Below are 15505 nucleotides of genomic sequence, written 5' to 3'. Positions count from 1 at the left end.
GTGGACATTGCGCCCGGGCGGACACTGCGCCGTCGCCTACGAGGGGAGGTCCCATGCCGGCTCCAGCACGGAACCCGGACGGACCTGTCGCGGTGGGCTATGACGGGTCCGAACCGTCCCGGCTGGCCGTCCGCTGGGCCGCCGGCCACGCCGCCGCCACGAACCGCAAATTGAAGGTCATCCACGCATGGGTGTGGCCCGTTTTCACCAAGAATCTTGGTCCCGTCAAAGGCGTTGAAGGCAGCGGGCTGCGGCATGCCGCCGAGGCGACCCTCCAGGAAGGCCTGGACCTGGCCGGTTCGGTTGCGGCCGGGCTGAAGGCCACCCTGGACATTGACGGCGTTATTGAGCCGGGGCTTCCCGCCCAGGTCCTCCGCTCTGCGGCGGAGGGCGCGGGCGTGCTCGCCGTGGGGCACCGCGGAATGGGCCGGTTCCTGGGCCAACTGGTGGGTTCCGCATGCCTCGATTTGGCGGTCCACTCACCATGCCCCCTTATGGTGGTCCGCTATCCGGGCCGTCCAGGCCAGCCGATAGCGGCCGGAATTGACGAAGAACCCCGGCACGCGAAGGTGGTTGCGGAGGCTGCCCGCATGGCGGCCGGCTTAAACGTCCCGCTGCAGTTGATCCATGTGGCCGGGGACCAGCACCAGGCACCGCACGGGCGCCATGCACCCCTCCGCGGCAAGGAGCTGCTGGACCAGGCCGTAGAACTTGCCAGGAGCCTTGCCCCCGACGTCCCCGTCGAGGGCATCCTGCTGGAGAGCCACCCCGTAGCAAAGGAACTCCTGGCAGCCGCGGCACAGGCCGATGTCCTGGTGCTGGGTGCGCATCACCGGGAGGGACATCCGGGGAGCACCGTCTCCTCGGCGTTGGAGCGGGCGCTGTGCAACGTGCTGATCACGCGATGAGCACCGTCCCGCTATAACAGAACAGGAAGTGTGCCGTGCGCGCTTGGTGGGTTGGCAATCCTGGTCCCATGTCGGGGCATCCGCTGGTCTTCGGCGAACGCCCCGATCCACGCCCCGGGGCGGGCGAGGTGCTGCTTTCCGTGCGGGTGTGCGGGGTGTGCCGCACCGACCTCCACCTTGCCGAAGGCGATCTCCAGCCCCGCAGGAGCGGCGTCATTCCCGGCCATGAAGTGGTGGGTGAAGTGGTGGAGCTTGGCGAAGGCGCCACCAGGTTCCGGATTGGGGAGCGAGTGGGCGTGGCCTGGCTGGGCGGCACCTGTGGACACTGCCGGTTCTGCCTCCGCTCCCAGGAGAACCTGTGCCTGTCCCCTACCTTCACGGGCTGGGACCGGGACGGCGGCTACGCCGACCGCGTGACGGTCAATGAGGACTATGCCTACCGGATTCCGGAGGTTTTCCCCGACGAACAGGCCGCACCCCTGCTGTGTGCGGGCATCATAGGCTACCGGGCCTTGACCCGGGCCCAGGTGCCGGACGGCGGCCGCCTCGGCATCTACGGTTTCGGCGGCTCCGCCCACCTGGCCGCACAGGTGGCCATGCACCGCGGAGCCAGCGTGTACGTCATGACCCGCTCGGAGGAAGCCCGGCGCCTCGCCCTGGAGCTCGGAGCGGCTTTTGCGGGGGACGCCGACGACGAACCTCCTGTCCCGCTGGATTCGGCCATCCTTTTCGCACCGGCGGGCTGGCTGGTTCCGCAGGCGCTGCGCGCCCTGGACCGCGGGGGCACGCTGGCGGTGGCGGGAATCCACTTGAGCGATATCCCGCCGCTGCATTACGGATCGGAGCTGTTCCAGGAACGGCAGCTGCGCAGCGTCACCGCAAATACCAGGGCCGACGGCGAAGAATTCCTTCGCGTTGCCGCGGAAATACCGCTTCGTCCCACCACCGTCGCCTACCGGATGGAGGATGCCGGGCGGGCGCTCCAGGACCTTGCCGCGGACCGCATTACCGGAGCGGCTGTCCTGCACATGGATTAGGACCCGAGCCGGAATTCGTGATGCTGACCGGCGTGCAGCAGGACGTGCTGGGTTCCCACCCGGACCAGCACGGGGGAAGCGTCTCCGGGGTCTGCGGAAACCAGCAGGCGGCCCTTCTCCAGGTGCACCGCAAGCAGCTGGTCCCGGTAGCGCACATTGAATGAAACCCTGCCAAGTTCCGCGGGCAGGCGGGGGGAGAAATCAAGGGCGTCCCTGGTAATGCGCAGGCCGGCGAAGCTGCGCTGGATCACGTCGATGGAACCGGCCATGGCACCCAGGTGGATGCCCGCCCGGGTGGTGCCGCCCTGGGTGTCGTCCAGGTCTGCGTCCAGGGCTTCGCGGAACGTGTCCCACGCCCTTTCCGGATCAAGCTGCGCCAGTACCGAGGCGTGCGCCACCCGGCTCAACGTGGAACCGTGCGCCGTCCTGGCAAGGTAGAAGTCGACGGTCCTGGCGATCTGCTCCGCCGTCACCGGGTACCCGAGCCGGTCCAGGAAGGTGGTGAGCTGGTCTTCGCCGAGGACGTAGAGCAGCATCAGGGCGTCCGCCTGCTTGGCCAGCCGGTAGTGGTTGGTGCTGCTGCCCTCGGCTTCGAGGATGAGGTCCAGCCGCTGGACGTTCCGGTACGTGCGGCGGTAGTGCTCCCAGTCCAGCTCCTTGAGATTCTCGTACCCGGCGAACTGGCTGATGATGCCGTCGGCAAGGAAGGGAACAAAGACCCTGCGGCCGAGCCGCGCCCAGCCGTCAATTTCCTCGTCCGTGACCCGCAGTCTTTGCCGGAAGTCGTCCATGTCGAAGCCCCGCACCGAACTCATGATCCACACGGCCTGGTCGCATACCCAGGCCGCCATGACGTTGGTGTAGGCGTTGTCGTCCAGGCCGCCGCCGGGGTTGTCCGGGTAGCCGGTGTGGTATTCGTCCGGACCCACCACTGCCCGGATATGGAACCTGTCCCCGGCGGGATCGTACTCCGCCATCGAAACGAACAAGCGGGCAACCTCCACGATGATCTCCGCGCCGTGGTGGGTCAGCCAGGCGCGGTCCTGGGTCGCTTCGAAATACTGCCAGGCGTTGAACGCGACCGTCAGGCCCGAGTGGCGCTGCAGGTGGGAGTAGTCCGGCACCCAGCGGCCGGAACGGGAGTTGAACAGTAGCCTGGGCGTCTCCTCCCGGCCGTCGCTTCCGCTCTGCCACGGAATCAGGGCGCCCTCGAACCCGGCCGCCCTCGCAGCATCCCGTGCCGTCCCCAGCCGCCGCCACCGGTAGTCGAGGAGTGCCCGCGTCACGGCCGGAAGCCGGGATGTCAGGAGCGGCAGGACAAACAGTTCATCCCAGAAGATGTGGCCCCGGTAGCCTTCGCCGTGCAGGCCCCGGGCGGGGACTCCGGCGTCCAGCTCCGCCGTGTGCGCCGAAATGGTCTGGAGCAGGTGGAAGACATGCAGGTTCAGGATCAGCTGCGACTCGGTGGAGTCGTCCACCTCGATGATGAAGGGCGTGAGCAGTCCGCGCCATGCCGCCTCGTGGGCGGCCAGCAGCACCTCGAAGCCTCCCCCGGAGCGGTTGAGGACATCAACGGCGGCTGTCCTGGGCGAAGAAATGGCGTGGTCGCGGGAGCTCGCCACGGCCACGGTCTTGGTGACAGTTACCGGCTCGCCGTCCCGCAGCTGCACCTCAAAGCGGTGCACGAACAGTCCGCCCAGCTCCTCGGGCCTGGCCGGATGCAGGCTTGCGGGGACGTCGGTCCGGACGGCCACCGCTACGCCGATCCTGCTCTGGGTGGTGCGGACCAGGACAACCTGGGTGGCGGACCCGGGCCCGTTATCGGCCCCGGAGACCGTCACGTCTGCCAGGTGCCGGTTGGACAGGAGCGCTTCCACCGGCACGTTCGAGTTGGTGATGTCCGTGTCGCAACCGCTACGGATGCCCACCTTGCCGCCCCAGCCGACGGCTGTCACCGTCATCTCGAGCGCGGCGAGATGCGGTTCCGCCATGGAGACCAGCCGGCGCTGGACCACATCAAGCCGCCGCCCGGCGTCGTCCTCCAGCACAGCTTCCCGCGTCAGCAGCGCGCGCCTCAGGTCCAGGGTGCGCCGTTCGCTGCGGAGGCGCAGTCCGCCCTCGGACCACCAACTTCCGCTCTCCACGCACAGGTCCAGCGGCAGCCAGTCCGGCATGTTCACCATGTGCTCGTCCTCGGTCTCCTGCCCCTGGATCACGCTGGTGAGCCGGTTGTAGACGCCGGCCAGGTAGGTTCCGGGGTAGTGCACATCGTCCTTGCGGTGTTCGGGGGCCGCGCCCCGCGTTGCCATGTAGCCGTTGCCCAGGGTGGTCAGGGCCTCCCGGTGGCCTTCGTGTGCGGGGTCGAATCCCTCATAGACCAGCAGCCAGGGGTCGGCGATGACCAGTCCGAGGTCCAGTTCACTGACGTCTTCAAGCACGACGTCGGCGCCCGCGGCTTCCAGCTCGGCCCGGTGTCCTGCCCTGTCGATCCCCACGACCAGCCCGAAGCCGCCGCGGCGGCCCGCCGCCACGCCGGCCACGGCATCCTCGATGACCACCGCCCGTTCCGGCGCCACCCCGAGCTCGCTGATGGCGTGGAGGAACAGCGCGGGGTCGGGTTTGCCGGCAAGTCCCAGCTGCGCCGCGGTGTTCCCGTCGACAACGACGTCGAAGCCGTCTTCGAGACCGGCGGATGCCAGCACCGCACGGGCGTTCCGGCTGGCAGTGGCGAGCGCCACCGGCACCTTCCCTGCCTTGAGGCGTTCGAGCAACGCCAGTGTTCCGGGGAAGACGGGGACGGCCCTGAGCCTCAGCAGCGTTTCAAAGATCCCGTTCTTGCGCGCCCCCAGCCCCACCGCGGTCCACTCCGCCGGGCCATCCCCGGATTCGCCCGCCGGCAGTTCCACCCCGCGCGAGTGCAGGAACGCCGCTGCTCCGTCCTCCCGGGTCCGGCCGTCCACATAGCGCAGGTAGTCGGCCTCCGTGAAGGGATCACGCCGGGCAGTGCGCGGAATCCGGGGGTCCTGAAGGACGTCGTCGAAAAGTTCCTTCCATGCCGTCGCGTGGAGGTCCGCGGTGTCCGTCACCACGCCGTCAAGGTCGAAAACCACGGCGTCAACCGGGGCCAGCGCGGCGGCGGCGGTTGGCGACTCAGTCATGGCTTAGTCCTACCAGCATTGGCCCGGCCTGCCCAGTGACATTGGACCCGTCTTCCGGCCGGCTGCCCGGCTACCCGGCAAGCAGGCTGTCCAGCGTGACGAATCCGTAGCCGGCCTGGCGCATCCTTTCGATCATCCGGGGCAGGGCATCGGCGTCCAGGGTGGAGCCGTCGTCCGGGTTGGAGCCGATGTGCATCAGGACGATTTCGCCCGGCTGCAGGGCCGACAATGCGCGGTCCGCCACGAGCTGTGCCGTGATGCCGCCGCTGGTGCCCTTCCAGCCGAGGGTGTCCACGGACCAGCGCACCGGCACGTAGCCCAGGTTGTTCACGGCTGCGATGGTGCGCGCGTCACGGGCGCCAAACGGAAACCTGAACAAGGGACGGGGATCCGCTCCGGCGCCGGCTATTGATTGCTCCGCCGTGCGGACCTGGTCCCCGATCACCGAGTCCGGCAGTCCGGTGAAGTCCGGGTGGGTCTGGGAATGGTTGCCCACCCGGTGGCCGCCGGCCACGATGGCGGCCACCCCGGCCGGATTCGCAGCGGCCCATGCCCCGGTCAGGAAGAACGTCCCGCGGACTCCGGCGCCCGCCAGTGTCTGCAGGATCGACGGGAGGCCCGCCGAGTTGGCGCCGGCGTCGAACGTCAGGGCAACGGAGGGCCCTGCACCGGGAACCAGCTCCACGTCCTGCCCGGCAAGGCCGGCAGGAAACGGGGCAACCGGCGGAGGGGGCTGCGGAGCAGGCAGCGTCTCCGGCGGCGGTGTGGGGCCCGGCGCAACAGGGCCCGGGTTGGTCGCTTCGCCCGGGGTTTCGGAGGAAGGGGACGGCGGGGGCCCGGACGACGCCGGGACCTCCGTGACCGGGGTGGACGGTATCGAAGACGGGGAAGCGGATGAACTGGGGGACGCCCCTTTTTCCGCCGGAGGAGCGGTTTGCGGGGCCGGTCCCCGCGGCGCTCCGGCCAGGATCAGGGCCAGGACAACGGCGGCTAGGACAGCGATCGCCACAAGGACAGCCGCCATCAGCCGGCGGCGCGCGTCGCGGCGTTGTTCGAGGGGTGGTTCGCCGGCCATGTTCAACGATGACAGCCGGGACCCTGCCGCGCCTAGGGCTGAAGGGCCCGCGGTGGCGTTAATACATCAGAGGATGTACTTTGGCGTTATGGAAACGCTCGCTCAGGCACCCGTGCTGGCCCGCTTCGGCTACGCGGTCTCGGACCCTACCCGCGCCCGGATCCTGCTGGCCCTGTCCGGCGCCGCGGCCTATCCCTCCGATCTGGCGGACACCCTCGGGGTCTCCCGGCAGAGCATGTCAAACCATCTGACGTGCCTTCGCGGCTGCGGCCTGGTGGTTGCCATTCCTGACGGTCGGCGCAACCGGTATGAACTCGCAGACACCAGGCTGGGCCACGCCATCAAAGACCTGATTGGCGTGGTCCTCGCCGTTGATCCGTCCTGCTGCGCCCCGGACGGGAAGTGCTTCGCATGACGGCGCTGCTGGACTCACCAAGCCCGGAACGCCGCGCCGTACTGAGCCTGAGGATCCGGCTGTTCGCGGCCGCCACCATCACCTACAACCTCATTGAAGCCGTGGTGGCGCTCTGGGCCGGCGGGGCCGCCGATTCGTCGGCGCTGATCGGTTTCGGCCTGGACTCGGTCATTGAAGTCAGCTCCGCCTTGGCGTTGTCCTGGCAGTTTTCCGCCAAAGACCCGGAACGGCGTGAGCACCTGACCCTGCGGATCATCGCCGTCTCCTTCTTTGCCCTCGCCGCGTTCGTCACCACGGACGCCGTCCGTGCACTGACCGGCGGGGACGAGCCGCGGCACTCGGCGCCGGGCATCGTGATCGCGGCGCTGAGCCTGATGATCATGCCCGTGCTGTCCTGGGCACAGCGCCGCGCCGGCCGGGAGCTCGGTTCCCGGACAGCCGTGGCCGATTCCAAACAGACGCTGCTGTGCACCTACCTTTCGGCGGTGCTGCTGGTCGGCTTGGTACTGAACAGCACCCTGGGCTGGTGGTGGGCGGACGCCGGGGCCGCCTTGGTCATCGCCGGCATCGCGGTCCGGGAGGGCATCGATGCCTGGCGTGGCGAATCCTGCTGCGCCATCCCTTCCGCCGGCACCGGCCCTGCCGAAATCGCCGCTGCCACCCCAGCCGAAAGCGACGACGCCTGCTGCGCCGGTTGCGCACCGGAGAACAACTCCACGCCCCTCGTCGTGGCGCTCGGGACGAAACCGGCTGATCGGCGGCCCCAGGCCTAGCCGCCGAACGTGCGCACCGCACGGAACCGCGGGCAGCATCACACCGTAACGCTTCAGGGACCTATTCCCCTACCTTCGCAGCCCGGGTTCAATGGATTGTTACCCATAGGTCTGCCCAGGCCCGGTGTGCCCCGGCGTGCCAGCGATCCAGACAAAGGCGGGATCCACCTGTGAAACTTGTTCTCCGGTATCCGCTCGTTGCGGGCACAGTGCTCGCATTGCTTGCTGTCGCCGTTTTGGTGACGTCCGGGCAACCGGAGATCGCCCGGTTTGCCGCCAGCGGCTACGCCCTGGCGGTGGCTGCTTATCTCTCCGTCGGAATGCTGCGGCGGCTGCGCCAAGGGCACTGGGGCATCGACATCCTGGCTGTGACGGCCATTGTCAGCACAGTGCTGGTGGGCGAATTCATTGCCTCCATGATCATCGTGCTGATGATGGCCGGCGGCACGGCCCTTGAGGATTATGCGGCCGGCAGGGCGAAGAGCGAGCTCACCGCGTTGCTGGCGCGCGTCCCGCAGACAGCGCACCGGGAGCGGAACGGCGGCGGTAACGGCGCCCCCGAAAACGCTGGCGCCCCCAACGGCGTCGCCGGCAACGGCGCGGCTACCAACGGCGTCGCCGAAAACGGCGCCCACGAGGACGTGGCGGCCACCGACGTCCGGGTGGGAGACATCCTGCTGGTCAAGCCCGGCGAGGTGGTACCGCTGGACGGCGTGCTGCTTTCCGACGCCGGCACGTTCGACGAATCCTCCCTCACCGGCGAAAGCCTGCCGGTGGAACGCTCGGCCGGCGAGGGCATCATGAGCGGCTCTGTCAACGGCGAGGCCGCCGTCCGGATGCGCGTCACGGCCGTCATGGCGGACTCGCAGTACAGCCGGATCGTTGAACTGGTGAAGGAGGCATCGGAGAGCCGCGCCCCCATGGTGCGCCTGGCCGACCGCTACGCCATCCCCTTCACAGCGTTCGCGTATGTGCTGGGCGCCATCGCCTGGATTATCAGCGGCAGCCCCACCCGGTTCGCCGAAGTCCTGGTGGTGGCCACTCCCTGCCCGCTGCTCATCGCCGCGCCGGTGGCGTTCCTGGGCGGCATGAGCCAAGCGGCCAAGTCCGGCATCATCGTCAAGTTCGCCGGGGTCCTGGAGCAGCTCGGCAAGGTCCGCACGGCCGCCTTCGACAAGACCGGAACCCTCACCTACGGCAGGCCCTCGCTGGTGGCCATCGTGACGGCCGACTCCATGGACCAGGACGAACTGCTCCGGCTGGCGGGCTCCGCGGAACAGTACTCCTCCCACGTCCTGGCCGCATCCGTGATGGAGGCCGCCACCTCGCGCGACCTCCGGTTCGAGACCGCCAGCGAGGCGCTGGAACATGCCACGCATGGCGTGCGGGCAGTGTTCGACGGCCGCGAAGTCGTGGTGGGCAAGCCCGCCTTCGTGGCAGAGTATGCGCCCGGCGTCGTGGAAACGGAACTGGTCAGCGGCCAGCTGGCCATCTACGTCGGTGTCGGCGGGGTGTACGTCGGGGCCCTGGTCATGAGCGACCCGCTGCGGGCCGAGGCCCGCCGGACGCTGGCTGAGCTGACCGCGCTGGGGGTCACCGAAACGGTGATGCTGACCGGCGACGCCCTGGCCACGGCCCAACACATCGCCGCCGAAGTGGGCCTCACCGACGTCCGTGCCGAGTGCCTGCCGCCGGACAAGGTGGAAGCGGTGAAGTCCCTTCCGCTCCGTCCCGTGATGATGGTGGGCGACGGCGTCAATGATGCCCCCGTCCTGGCGGTGGCCGACGTCGGAATCGCGATGGGCGCGCGCGGTTCCACCGCGGCCGGCGAGTCTGCCGACGTCGTGATCATCCTTGACGACCTGTCCAAGGCGGCGCATGCGGTGCGGATCGGGCAACGCACTGTCCGGGTGGCGATGCAAAGCATCTGGATCGGCATCGTGCTGAGCGTGGGGCTCATGGTGGCCGCGGCTGCGGGCTACGTGCCGGCCATAGCCGGCGCCCTGTCGCAGGAACTGGTGGACCTGGCCACCATCCTCAATGCGCTGCGCGCGCTGAGCCCGGGACGGCGCACGGCGGCGACCACAGGTCAGGCCGACGCCTCCACGTCCGCGATCACCCGCACGGTCTTGAGGTAGCTGTCCGGGTTGAGCGAGATGGAGTCGATGCCTTCGCCCACCAGGAAGGCCGCGAAGTCCGGATGGTTGCTGGGTCCCTGGCCGCAGATTCCAATCTTGATTCCGGCTGCGTGCGCCTTGCGGATGGCCTCGCTGATCATGGCAGTGACGGCCTCGTCGCGTTCATCGAACAGGGCGGCCAGCTGCTCGGAGTCCCGGTCCACGCCCAGGACCAGTTGCGTGAGGTCGTTGGAACCGATGGAGAAGCCGTCGAATTTCGGGGCGAACTTCTCGGCCAGGACAACGTTGGAGGGGATCTCGCACATCATGTACACCTGCAGGCCGTTTTCGCCGCGGACCAGGCCGTTCGCCGCCATGACGGCCAGCACGCGGTCCGCTTCGTCCGGGGTGCGGCAGAACGGGATCATGACAATCACGTTGCCGAAGCCGATGGTTTCCCGCACCCGTTTGAGGGCGGCGCACTCGAGCGCGAACCCCTCCCGGTAGCGCTCGTCGTAGTACCGGGACGCGCCGCGGAAGCCCAGCATGGGGTTTTCTTCGGGCTGTTCGAAGGAGCTGCCGCCGATCAGGTGTGCGTACTCGTTGGTCTTGAAGTCACTGAGCCTGACGATCACCGGATGCGGGTGGTACGGCGCCGCGATTTTGGCGATGCCCAGTGCCAGGGCTTCCACGAAGTACTCCCGCGGGTCCGCGTAGCCACTGGTCAGTTCTTTGATCTGGCGGGCTTCGTCGGCGTCCGTGACGCGCTCCGGATGGACCAGCGCCATCGGATGGACCCGGATCAGGTTGCTGATGATGAACTCCATCCGGGCCAGGCCCACCCCCGCCGCCGGCAGCCGCCACCACTGGAACGAAGCCCCCGGGCTGGCGATGTTCACCATCACGGCGGTGCGCGTGGCGGGAAGGGCGCCCAGGTCCACGTCCTCGGTATCGAACGGGACGGTGCCCTCGTACACCCGGCCCTGGTCCCCTTCCGCGCAGCTGAGCGTCACCGCCTGGCCCTCGCCCAGGACGCTGGTTCCGTTTCCGGTTCCGACGACGGCGGGAACGCCCAGTTCGCGGCTCACGATCGCCGCGTGGCTGGTGGTCCCGCCGTGGTCCGTGACAATCCCCGAGGCCCGTTTCATGACCGGCACCCAGTCCGGGTCCGTCATCTCGGTGACCAGGATGGCGCCGTCGCGAAAGGAGTCGATGTCCCGGGTGCTACGGATGACGCACGCAGTGCCCTGCGCTATCGAATCCCCGATCGCGGCGCCGGAGGCCAGGACTTTGCCCGTGCCGCGGAGGTGGTGGATGGTGAAGCGCGTCCCGCTCTTGAGCGCCTGCACGGTTTCGGGCCGCGCCTGCACCATGAACAGCTCCCCGGTGGCGCCGTCGCGGGCCCACTCCATGTCCATGGGGCGGCCGTAATGGTCTTCCACCGTCACCGCCCAGCGCGCCAGGTCCAGGATCTCGGCGTCGCCCAGCACGAACGAGCTCCGCTCCTCCGCGGACGTTTCCACGGTCCGGGTCCGCGCGTGGCCGCCCCGGCTGTAGACCATCTTGCGGGCTTTGGAGCCGAGGGTCTTCTCGATAATCGGGGCCAGGCCCCGGTCCGCCAGGAGAGGCTTGAACACCACATATTTGTCCGGGTTGATGCTGCCCTGGACCACCGTTTCACCAAGGCCCCAGGCGGCGCTGATCACGGCCGCACGGGGGAAGCCCGAATCGGTGTCGATGGAAAACATCACACCTGAAGCGCCGACGTCGGACCTCACCATCCGCTGCACGCCGATGGAAAGTGCCACTTCCAGGTGGTCGAATCCCTTGACCTCCCGGTAACTGATGGCGCGGTCCGTGAAGAGTGACGCGTAGCAGCGTCGGCAGGCGTCCAGGAGTTCGCGTTCACCGGAAATGTTCAGGAACGTCTCCTGCTGTCCGGCGAAGCTGGCGTCCGGCAGGTCCTCCGCCGTGGCGCTGCTGCGGACGGCAACGGAGAGCCGGTCCAGTCCGGCCCGTTCGGCGAGGGTGCGGTAATGGCTGCGGATGGACTCGGCGATGTCCTCCGGGAATTCGCTGTCCAGGAACAGTTCCCGGATGGCCTCGCCCGTGGACCGCAGCGTCGTCTCGCCGGCCCGGTACTCCGCGATTCGCGCGCGCATGGCGGCGTCGATGCCGTTGGCTTCGATGAACGTGCGGTAGGCGGCCGCCGTAGTGGCAAAGCCGTCCGGCACCCGCACTCCGCGGGACTTCAGCGAACGCGTCATCTCCCCCAGCGAGGCGTTTTTGCCGCCCACCTGGGGCACATGCTCCATGCCGATCTCGTCGAACCACACCACATGGCTTTCAGTCATGACTGCTCCCGCCGCTTGCTCCATGGATTGATCCTCGTTTGCCCGTCTCCTGCGGGTCAGAGGCTTTCGGCCTCACCTGCCGCTGGTCGGCCGGCGGGAGTGCCGGCCGCCCGGCCGGCGGGACCGGGGGCCGGTCCCGAGCGCCGGGGCCAGGCCTGCGGCGCCGAAGCATCTTGTAGATCCAGTCCGCGACGATGACGGCGGGCATGGCGGCGAGTGCCACGGCCAGGCCCCCGGGCGACGGCGGCGCGTGGCCCAGCAGGGCGGCCACGGGCCCGATGAACAGGAACACAGCCAGGAGTCCCAGCTCCGCCAGCACGGCCCAGAGCAGCAGCCGGTTGCTGAACCATCCCAGCCGCCACGGCGGCGCCGAGGCGCTGCGGCAGGCGAAGGCGTTGGCGAGCTGTGCCAGGACCACAGTGGTGAACGCGGCGCCCGATCCGGCCATCAGCACGTCCGACGCCGGCAGATCCGCGCCGGGGCGCCATCCCGCCCCCAGGAGCACGGCGGTGTACGCGGTCATCTCGAAGAGGGCTTCCACCGGTCCCAGCAACCCGAACACCCGGAATATCAAGGCACGGTCCATCAGGTGCCGCCGCTCCGGCGGCCGTTTGAGCGCACCCTTGCTGGGGGCTTCGCTGCCCAGGGCCAGCGCCGGGAGCAGGTCCGTGCCAATGTCCAGGGCCAGGATCTGCAGCACGCTCAGCGCCAGCGGGAAGCGGCCGCCGGAGAGCGCCCAGATAACGAAAGGAGTCAGCTCGGCGACGTTGTCCGTCAGGTGGTACGTCAGGAACCGCCGGATATTCGCATACGTCGCGCGGCCCTGCTCCACTGCCGCGATGATGGTGGCGAAGTCGTCATCCAGGAGCACCAGGTCCGCCGCCTCGCGGGCCACGTCCGTCCCGCTCAGCCCCATGGCCACGCCGATGTCCGCCTGCTGCAGGGCCGGGCCGTCGTTGACGCCGTCGCCCGTCATGGCCACCACGTGGCCCCTGCGCTGGAGCAGGCGGGCCACCCGGAGTTTCTGTTCAGGCGTGACCCGGCTGACCACCACGCCGTCGCGGTCCAGCAGGGCGGTCAGGACGGCGTCGTCCTCCGGCAGGGTGTGTCCCTCCAGCACCAGCTCGGGTGATCCGATCAGCCCGGTTTCCCGGGCGATGGCAGCGGCGGTGAAGGCGTGGTCGCCGGTGACCATGGCCACCTTGATTCCCGCGTCGCGGGCGGCCTCGAGTGCGAGGCGGACTTCAGCCCGCGGCGGGTCATGCAGGCCGATCAGGCCCAAGAGGGTCAGATCCTGCTCAACCGCCTCCAGCTTGAAACTGGCGCCCGGCAGGCCCGGCAGGCTCCGCTCCGCTACGGCCAGCACCCGCAGTCCGTGGGAAGCCATCCGGTCCACCATCTCCCGGGCCCGGTCGGCGCCTTCCGGGCCGCACAGCGGAATCACGGACTCCGGCGCACCCTTGACATACAGGGTTGTACCCACGATGGCGGACTCCCGCAGCCGTCGGGGGTCAAAGGCAAAACGGTGCGAGACTTCGGGCTCGTCGGGTTTTTGCCCCGGTGGTGCCAGCCGGGTGGCGAGCGCATCAATGGCGGCCTCCATCGGGTCGCCCTCGGCGATCCACTTGCCCTCGTGGAGCACGGCACGGCCCACGGAGGCGGCCAGCGCAGCGATGCTGAGGTGCCGGGCTTCCCCGGTTCCGCTCCCGGTGACCTCGGCCTCGGGCCCGTACCCTGCGCCGATGATGCTGAGCACCCCTTCTGGGGTCCAGACCTCGACGGCGTTCATCCGGTTCTGGGTCAGCGTGCCGGTCTTGTCCGTGCAAATGAAGGTGGTGGAGCCGAGCGTTTCCACCGCTTCCAGGTTCCGGACCAGGGCGTTGCGTTGTGCCATCCGCTGCGCCCCGACTGCCAGGGACAGCGTGACCGTGGGCAGCAGTCCTTCGGGCACGAGCGCCACGGCCACCCCGATCGCGAACAGGAACGCGTCCCGCCAGGAAATGCCGACCAGCAGTGAGAGCACAAAAAACAGCACGCCGATGCCCAGGGCCATCGTGGCGGTGATCCGGACAATGCGTTGCAGTTCCTGGGCCAGCGGGGTGGGGGGCGCCTTGACCTGCCCGGTGAGGGCGGCGATTTCCGCGAGCCGGGTGTTGCCTCCGGTGACCAGGACGACGCCCTCCGCCTCGCCGTTGACCAGGAAGGTCCCGCCGAACACGGTGTCCCCGGGGGACTTGGCCAGGGGTTCGCTTTCGCCGGTGAGCATTGACTCGTCCACGGAGCACCCTGCGGCCAGCGCCAGCCGAAGATCCGCCGGGACGCGGTCACCCGCCACCAACACCACGGCGTCGTCGGGCACCAGCTCGGTGGTGTGGACCTTGACGATGCGGTTGTCCCGGCGGACCGACACCATGGCCGGCAGCAGCTCCCGGAGCTTGGAGGCAGCATGCTGTGCCCGCTCCTGCTGGATGTAGGCGAACACCCCGTTCACCACCACCACCAGCACGATCGCCACGGCCAGCTGGGGCATCCCGGCGATGTAGGCCAGCACGGCTGCGCACCAGAGCATGATGGCGAAAAAGTGGGTCATTTCGGCCAGCAGCCGGCGCCAGCCCGGGACTGTACGGGCCTGCGGCAGCCGGTTGGGCCCGACCTTCCGCAACCGGAGGGCAGCCTCCTCGGAGCTAAGTCCGGCGGCCCTCGGCAACGCACCGGCACCGGAGCCGGCGCCCGCGATCACAGCCGCAGCCTGCCAGTCACGGGCAGCACCGGACACACGGAACCACGGCATTCACGGGGAATCCCATGGATCGAGGATGCGGTCTTGGTGGTCAGGCTCCTAGGGTCAAAGGTCACCACTGTCGCGGGGCGCATCCACTGAGCGCACGTCCCGCGCCGGCAGCTCCAGTGCCAGCGCCCTGAGGTAGGCACCGAACCCCTGCGGGGCACGGGCATGAGTGCGGCCCGACGTCAGCACCCGGATGGTGTCGGTGGCCTGCACTGCATAAGCCTGTTTGCGCAGGTTCTCCACCAGGATCCGGTCCTCGTGGGCTTGTCTGCGGGGAAACCCGCCGGCCGCGAGGTAGGCCGAGGCACGGACGCCAAAGTTGGCTCCGTAGATATGCGGGTGGTCCTCCCTGAACGGGTGCCGCTCCAGCCACCGGCGCAGGATCGCCGGCTCTGTTCCGGCCGGGTCCGGCTCTACCGATCCCAGGACGGCGTCGGCACCGGCATTGGCCAGTTCAACCTGGCGCGCCAGCCAATTGCTCGGAACGGCAGAGTCGGCGTCGGTGTTGGCCAGCCAGATGCGTCCGCCCCACAGCCCGGGGGTGATTCCGGCAGCCAGCACTCCGGCGGCGCGGCTTGCCCCGGTGCTTCCCAGCAGCACAGGCACGGCCGAAAACCGCCGGTCCGAGGCAACATAGCTGGCGGCGATGTCCGCGGAACCGTCGGTGCAGCTGTCCAGCACCACGGTGATGGCCGTCTGCACGCCGGGGCATTCTTCCTGCAGCGCGTCGGCGGCGGAACGGAGCGCAGCCAGGGCGCGGTCAAGGTGCAGGTCCTCGTTGTGGGCGGGCACCACCACCTCCACCCGGTCGATGCGCTGACCGGCTCCGGCCGCCACGGCCGGAGCACCGGCTGCCAGCTCCGTCATCTCGCCTGTCATC

At 69.0% G+C, this 15505-nt stretch carries 10 protein-coding genes; 5 read left to right on the top strand and 5 right to left on the bottom strand.

Going from position 1 to position 15505, the window contains the following annotated elements; genetic code table 11:
- The first annotated feature begins 53 nt into the window (after positions 1-53).
- Together ACFVWT_RS16040 and ACFVWT_RS16035 are read left to right on the top strand one after the other, a co-directional pair.
- Positions 54-908 (top strand): universal stress protein, encoded by an 855-nt coding sequence (locus ACFVWT_RS16040; protein ID WP_390249493.1) that lies wholly within the window; start codon positions 54-56, stop codon positions 906-908.
- Positions 909-943: 35 nt separating this feature from the next.
- Positions 944-1945 carry a zinc-dependent alcohol dehydrogenase family protein gene (locus tag ACFVWT_RS16035; protein WP_390249491.1) on the top strand — a complete coding sequence of 334 codons (1002 nt, stop codon included), beginning with the start codon at positions 944-946 and terminating at the stop codon, positions 1943-1945.
- Here the strand turns inward: ACFVWT_RS16035 and ACFVWT_RS16030 are convergent.
- Positions 1942-5103, bottom strand: coding sequence for a beta-phosphoglucomutase family hydrolase (locus ACFVWT_RS16030; RefSeq protein WP_390249489.1), 3162 nt, complete (start codon positions 5101-5103; stop codon positions 1942-1944). The two genes, ACFVWT_RS16035 and ACFVWT_RS16030, sit on opposite strands and share 4 nt — an antisense overlap.
- A gap of 70 nt (positions 5104-5173) precedes the next feature.
- Positions 5174-6178, bottom strand: coding sequence for a polysaccharide deacetylase family protein (locus tag ACFVWT_RS16025; protein ID WP_390249487.1), 1005 nt, complete (start codon positions 6176-6178; stop codon positions 5174-5176).
- 88 nt (positions 6179-6266) lie between these two features.
- On the opposite strand from ACFVWT_RS16025, the gene ACFVWT_RS16020 reads away from it, so the two are divergent.
- From ACFVWT_RS16020 to ACFVWT_RS16010, 3 genes are all read left to right on the top strand, one after another.
- Entirely contained in the window at positions 6267-6593 is a 327-nt protein-coding gene (locus ACFVWT_RS16020; RefSeq protein WP_390249485.1) for an ArsR/SmtB family transcription factor, read from the top strand.
- Positions 6590-7366 carry a cation diffusion facilitator family transporter gene (locus ACFVWT_RS16015; protein WP_390249483.1) on the top strand — a complete coding sequence of 259 codons (777 nt, stop codon included), beginning with the start codon at positions 6590-6592 and terminating at the stop codon, positions 7364-7366. Before ACFVWT_RS16020 ends, ACFVWT_RS16015 begins: the two co-directional genes overlap by 4 nt.
- A gap of 170 nt (positions 7367-7536) precedes the next feature.
- Positions 7537-9504 (top strand): heavy metal translocating P-type ATPase, encoded by a 1968-nt coding sequence (locus ACFVWT_RS16010; protein ID WP_390249481.1) that lies wholly within the window; start codon positions 7537-7539, stop codon positions 9502-9504.
- Here ACFVWT_RS16010 and ppsA read toward each other — a convergent pair.
- From ppsA to ACFVWT_RS15995, 3 genes are read right to left on the bottom strand one after another with little or no spacing between them, the layout of a single operon-like run.
- The gene (gene ppsA, locus ACFVWT_RS16005; RefSeq protein ID WP_390249479.1) at positions 9456-11837 is read right to left on the bottom strand and encodes a phosphoenolpyruvate synthase; all 2382 of its coding nucleotides are present in this window, start codon (positions 11835-11837) and stop codon (positions 9456-9458) included. The two genes, ACFVWT_RS16010 and ppsA, sit on opposite strands and share 49 nt — an antisense overlap.
- Entirely contained in the window at positions 11830-14628 is a 2799-nt protein-coding gene (locus ACFVWT_RS16000) for a cation-translocating P-type ATPase (RefSeq protein ID WP_390249477.1), read from the bottom strand. The genes ppsA and ACFVWT_RS16000 overlap by 8 nt, the downstream gene beginning before the upstream one ends.
- 54 nt (positions 14629-14682) lie before the next feature.
- The gene (locus tag ACFVWT_RS15995; RefSeq protein ID WP_390249475.1) at positions 14683-15504 is read right to left on the bottom strand and encodes a glycosyltransferase; all 822 of its coding nucleotides are present in this window, start codon (positions 15502-15504) and stop codon (positions 14683-14685) included.
- Position 15505: the final 1 nt, after the last annotated feature.

Origin of the sequence: Arthrobacter sp. NPDC058288 (genome assembly GCF_042880995.1) — a bacterium.
GTDB lineage: Bacteria > Actinomycetota > Actinomycetes > Actinomycetales > Micrococcaceae > Arthrobacter.
The sequence above is the reverse complement of the archived record's forward strand: the minus strand, read 5'-3'. Positions and strand labels throughout refer to the sequence as shown.

Coding starts and splice junctions, on each gene's coding strand:
- ACFVWT_RS16040 (WP_390249493.1), top strand. CDS start 54: ATGCCGGCTCCAGCACGGAACCCGGACGGACCTGTCGCGGTGGGCTAT.
- ACFVWT_RS16030 (WP_390249489.1), bottom strand. CDS start 5,103: ATGACTGAGTCGCCAACCGCCGCCGCCGCGCTGGCCCCGGTTGACGCC.
- ACFVWT_RS16025 (WP_390249487.1), bottom strand. CDS start 6,178: ATGGCCGGCGAACCACCCCTCGAACAACGCCGCGACGCGCGCCGCCGG.
- ACFVWT_RS16020 (WP_390249485.1), top strand. CDS start 6,267: ATGGAAACGCTCGCTCAGGCACCCGTGCTGGCCCGCTTCGGCTACGCG.
- ACFVWT_RS16015 (WP_390249483.1), top strand. CDS start 6,590: ATGACGGCGCTGCTGGACTCACCAAGCCCGGAACGCCGCGCCGTACTG.
- ppsA (WP_390249479.1), bottom strand. CDS start 11,837: ATGACTGAAAGCCATGTGGTGTGGTTCGACGAGATCGGCATGGAGCAT.
- ACFVWT_RS16000 (WP_390249477.1), bottom strand. CDS start 14,628: ATGCCGTGGTTCCGTGTGTCCGGTGCTGCCCGTGACTGGCAGGCTGCG.
- ACFVWT_RS15995 (WP_390249475.1), bottom strand. CDS start 15,504: ATGACAGGCGAGATGACGGAGCTGGCAGCCGGTGCTCCGGCCGTGGCG.